Below are 5,332 nucleotides of genomic sequence, written 5' to 3'. Positions count from 1 at the left end.
GGCAAAAAAGATTTAGAATTTATTTTAGATTTATTTGTTTTAGAAGAAATAAAGTTCTTATATTTGCATCCGCTTAGCGCATTAGTTAAGTGTTTAGCTCTTAGTTGAGTTAAGGAAAAGATAAGTCACAGAGTGACTAAGTTCATTGAGAAATTTGAAAAATTGACAGCGTAAATAAGAGAGTAAATTACATGTGCGTTACTGGATTATATTCGGTAATGGTATGAGATTTTTTTGAGCATCATCAAATAAGTAACGAAAGTTACCATAATATTAACGATGAAGAGTTTGATCCTGGCTCAGGATGAACGCTAGCGGCAGGCTTAACACATGCAAGTCGAGGGGTAACAGGAGTAGCTTGCTATTTGCTGACGACCGGCGAACGGGTGCGTAACGCGTATAGAACCTACCTTAAACAAGGAGATACCCTTTGGAAACGAAGATTAATATCCTATAGTGTTATTGAGTGGCATCATTTAATAATTAAAGATTTATTGGTTTAAGATGGCTATGCGTTCTATTAGTTAGTTGGTAAGGTAACGGCTTACCAAGACATCGATAGATAGGGGTCCTGAGAGGGAGATCCCCCACACTGGTACTGAGACACGGACCAGACTCCTACGGGAGGCAGCAGTGAGGAATATTGGACAATGGAGGCAACTCTGATCCAGCCATGCCGCGTGAAGGATGACTGCCCTATGGGTTGTAAACTTCTTTTATAGAGGAAGAAACTGTGATACGAGTATTACACTGACGGTACTCTACGAATAAGGACCGGCTAACTCCGTGCCAGCAGCCGCGGTAATACGGAGGGTCCAAGCGTTATCCGGAATCATTGGGTTTAAAGGGTTCGTAGGCGGGCTAATCAGTCAGAGGTGAAATCCAGCAGCTTAACTGTTGAACTGCCTTTGATACTGTTAGTCTTGAGTCATATTGAAGTGGATAGAATATGTAGTGTAGCGGTGAAATGCATAGAGATTACATAGAATACCGATTGCGAAGGCAGTCCACTAAGTATCGACTGACGCTGATGAACGAAAGCGTGGGGAGCGAACGGGATTAGATACCCCGGTAGTCCACGCCGTAAACGATGGACACTAGTTGTTGGGCATTAGCTCAGTGACTAAGCGAAAGTGATAAGTGTCCCACCTGGGGAGTACGGTCGCAAGATTGAAACTCAAAGGAATTGACGGGGGCCCGCACAAGCGGTGGAGCATGTGGTTTAATTCGATGATACGCGAGGAACCTTACCAGGGCTTAAATGTAGGATGCATTAGACAGAGATGTTTATTTCTTCGGACTTCTTACAAGGTGCTGCATGGTTGTCGTCAGCTCGTGCCGTGAGGTGTCAGGTTAAGTCCTATAACGAGCGCAACCCCTATTTTTAGTTGCTAACAGGTTAAGCTGAGGACTCTAGAGAGACTGCCGGTGCAAACCGCGAGGAAGGTGGGGATGACGTCAAATCATCACGGCCCTTACGTCCTGGGCTACACACGTGCTACAATGGTAATGACAGAGGGCAGCTACCTGGCGACAGGATGCGAATCTTTAAACATTATCACAGTTCGGATTGGAGTCTGCAACTCGACTCCATGAAGCTGGAATCGCTAGTAATCGCATATCAGCCATGATGCGGTGAATACGTTCCCGGGCCTTGTACACACCGCCCGTCAAGCCATGGAAGCTGGGGGTGCCTGAAGTCGGTCACCGCAAGGAGCCGCCTAGGGTAAAACTGGTAACTAGGGCTAAGTCGTAACAAGGTAGCCGTACCGGAAGGTGCGGCTGGAACACCTCCTTTCTAGAGAAAAGAGATGTATGTTAGGAAAAGTTATTTTACTTTCTTAGAGCTGTTAATTTTTTAATTATATATAGAATACAATCACATATTGAGTCTCGTAGCTCAGCTGGTTAGAGCGCTACACTGATAATGTAGAGGTCGGCAGTTCGAGTCTGCCCGAGACTACTAAAAAAGAGATAAGGATTGTATAATAAAGGAAATTCTAGAAGCAGAAATAATTACAATTACGAATTAGTAATTACTAATGACTAACAACTAATTACTAACTACTAGTAATGGGGGATTAGCTCAGCTGGCTAGAGCGCTTGCCTTGCACGCAAGAGGTCATCGGTTCGACTCCGATATTCTCCACAGAGACGAGAGTCTAAAAGTTCATTGACATATTGATATAAATAATATTTAAAATAAATATTACTTGAGTAGACATTATGGTTCTAGAGATAGAATTGTAATACAATAAGAAATACATTTAATCGCAAGATTAAAGAATTAAAGACGCAAAAGAGTACAATAAGCTAATTAAGGGTGTATGGCGGATGCCTAGGCTCTCAGAGGCGAAGAAGGACGTGATAAGCTGCGATAAGCTACGGGGATTTGCACATAAGAGTTATATCCGTAGATTTCCGAATGGGGCAACCCACTATGTTGAAGGCATAGTACCGAAAGGGGCAAACCCGGTGAACTGAAACATCTAAGTAACCGGAGGAAGAGAAAATAATAATGATTTCGTTAGTAGTGGCGAGCGGACGCGAAAGAGCCCAAACCGATTTTGTTACGGCAAGGTCGGGGTTGTAGGACTGAGACATCGAGAAACAATTGAATTAGAATAACCTGGAAAGGTTGACCGAAGAGGGTGATAGTCCCGTATAAGTAAGAGAAGTGATCGTATCAGCTTCCTGAGTAGGGCGGGGCACGAGGAACCCTGTCTGAATCTGCCGGGACCATCCGGTAAGGCTAAATACTCCTGAGAGACCGATAGTGAACTAGTACCGTGAGGGAAAGGTGAAAAGAACCCTAAATAAGGGAGTGAAATAGATCCTGAAACCGTACACCTACAAGCGGTCGGAGCCCATTAACTGGGTGACGGCGTGCCTTTTGCATAATGAGCCTACGAGTTACTTTATCTAGCAAGGTTAAGGATTTAAGATCCGGAGCCGTAGCGAAAGCGAGTCTGAATAGGGCGAATTAGTTAGGTTGAGTAGACGCGAAACCTGGTGATCTACCCATGGGCAGGTTGAAGCTGTAGTAACATACAGTGGAGGACCGAACCCGTTGACGTTGAAAAGTCTTGGGATGACCTGTGGGTAGGGGTGAAAGGCCAATCAAACCAGGAAATAGCTCGTACTCCCCGAAATGCATTTAGGTGCAGCGTTGTGTATAGTTATATAGAGGTAGAGCTACTGATTGGATGCGGGGGCTTCATCGCCTACCAATTCCTGACAAACTCCGAATGCTATATAATGATTGACAGCAGTGAGGGCATGGGTGCTAAGGTCCATGTCCGAGAGGGAAAGAACCCAGACCATCAGCTAAGGTCCCTAAATATATGTTAAGTTGAATAAACGAGGTTTGTCTGCCCAGACAGCTAGGATGTTGGCTTGGAAGCAGCCATTCATTTAAAGAGTGCGTAACAGCTCACTAGTCGAGCGGACGAGCATGGATAATAATCGGGCATAAACATATTACCGAAGCTATGGATTTACATTGGAATATATGTAAGTGGTAGGGGAGCATTCTAGTTGTGCTGAAGGTGTTTCGTAAGAGATGCTGGAACGGCTAGAAAAGAAAATGTAGGCATAAGTAACGATAAGGCGGGTGAGAAACCCGCCCTCCGAAAGACTAAGGTTTCCTCAGCGATGCTAATCAGCTGAGGGTTAGTCAGGGCCTAAGGCGAACCCGAAAGGGGTAGTCGATGGACAACAGGTTAATATTCCTGTACACGCACCCATTAAAAGTGACGGATTGCCCAGATTTACTCGTACTGACGGAATAGTACGGAGAGCTTAGCCTTCGGGCGAAGCGAGTAAAAGTAAGCGGTTCCAAGAAAAGCGAGGGCTGCGTCCTGTACCGTAAACCGACACAGGTAGTTGGGATGAGTATTCTAAGGAGCTCGAGTGATTCATGGCTAAGGAACTAGGCAAAATCGACGCGTAACTTCGGGAGAAGCGTCGCCTCCCTTCGGGGAGGCCGCAGTGAAAAGGTCCAGGCGACTGTTTATCAAAAACACAGGGCTCTGCTAAAACGAAAGTTGATGTATAGGGCCTGACACCTGCCCGGTGCTGGAAGGTTAAGTGGAGGGTTTAGCTTCGGCGAAGATCTGAAATGAAGCCCCAGTAAACGGCGGCCGTAACTATAACGGTCCTAAGGTAGCGAAATTCCTTGTCGGGTAAGTTCCGACCTGCACGAATGGTGCAACGATCTGGACACTGTCTCAGCCATGAGCTCGGTGAAATTGTAGTATCGGTGAAGATGCCGATTACCCGCTACGGGACGAAAAGACCCCGTGAACCTTTACTATAGCTTAGTATTGGCTTTGGATAAGTAATGTGTAGGATAGGTCGGAGACTTTGATCCTGCATCGCTAGGTGTAGGTTAGTCGTTGTTGAAATACGACCCTTTGCTTATCTAGAGTCTAACCCAGAGATGGGGACAGTGCTTGGTGGGTAGTTTGACTGGGGTGGTCGCCTCCAAAAGAGTAACGGAGGCTTCTAAAGGTACCCTCAGTACGCTTGGTAACCGTACGTAGAGTGCAATGGCATAAGGGTGCTTGACTGCGAGACCTACAAGTCGATCAGGTTGGAAACAAGAGCATAGTGATCCGGTGGTTCCGCATGGAAGGGCCATCGCTCAAAGGATAAAAGGTACTCCGGGGATAACAGGCTGATCTCCCCCAAGAGCTCACATCGACGGGGGGGTTTGGCACCTCGATGTCGGCTCGTCACATCCTGGGGCTGGAGAAGGTCCCAAGGGTTGGGCTGTTCGCCCATTAAAGTGGCACGCGAGCTGGGTTCAGAACGTCGTGAGACAGTTCGGTCTCTATCTGTAGCGGGCGTTAGAAATTTGCGTGGATTTGACTCTAGTACGAGAGGACCGAGTTGAACTAACCTCTGGTGTATCAGTTGTTCCGCCAGGAGCATTGCTGAGTAGCTACGTTGGGAAGGGATAAGCGCTGAAAGCATATAAGCGCGAAACCCACCACAAGATGAGATTTCTTTAAAGGGTGGTTGTAGATCACGACCTTGATAGGCTATAGGTGTAAAGGCAGTAATGTCATAGCCGAGTAGTACTAATAACCCATAGGCTTATGTACTTGCGGGCTTTAATACAGTATTTCTACGAAAAGTAAAAAAGATATAAGATATTATTTAGATCAATATGTTAACACATCATGGTCCTGAAACAAGTTCAGGATTAACAACCTTAAGGTGATTATTGCAATAGGGCTCACCTCTTCCCATTCCGAACAGAGCAGTTAAGCCTATTAGCGCAGATGGTACTATCGTTAGATGGGAGAGTATGTCATCGCCTTTTTTT

2 tRNA genes and 3 rRNA genes are annotated in these 5,332 nt (G+C 45.9%); all 5 read left to right on the top strand.

The features are described 5' to 3' along the window. Window positions 1–276: 276 nt before the first annotated feature. The 5 genes from GGR97_RS15050 (at window position 277) to rrf (ending at window position 5,329) form a co-directional block, all read left to right on the top strand. A 16S ribosomal RNA gene (locus GGR97_RS15050) occupies window positions 277–1,798 on the top strand. 91 nt (window positions 1,799–1,889) lie between these two features. Next, window positions 1,890–1,963, top strand: a tRNA-Ile gene (locus GGR97_RS15045). 112 nt (window positions 1,964–2,075) lie between these two features. Further along, window positions 2,076–2,149: transfer RNA gene (locus GGR97_RS15040), tRNA-Ala, on the top strand. Between the two features lie 157 nt (window positions 2,150–2,306). Then, a 23S ribosomal RNA gene (locus GGR97_RS15035) occupies window positions 2,307–5,108 on the top strand. Between the two features lie 111 nt (window positions 5,109–5,219). After that, window positions 5,220–5,329: ribosomal RNA gene (gene rrf / locus GGR97_RS15030) — 5S ribosomal RNA — on the top strand. The 16S, 23S and 5S rRNA genes sit together here with 2 tRNA genes alongside, the layout of an rRNA operon. Window positions 5,330–5,332 lie beyond the last annotated feature (3 nt).

The organism is Wenyingzhuangia aestuarii, assembly GCF_011927765.1.
Classification (GTDB): Bacteria; Bacteroidota; Bacteroidia; order Flavobacteriales; family Flavobacteriaceae; genus Wenyingzhuangia; species Wenyingzhuangia aestuarii.
Note: the sequence above shows the minus strand (reverse complement) of the source record. Positions and strands in the feature narration are given on the sequence as shown.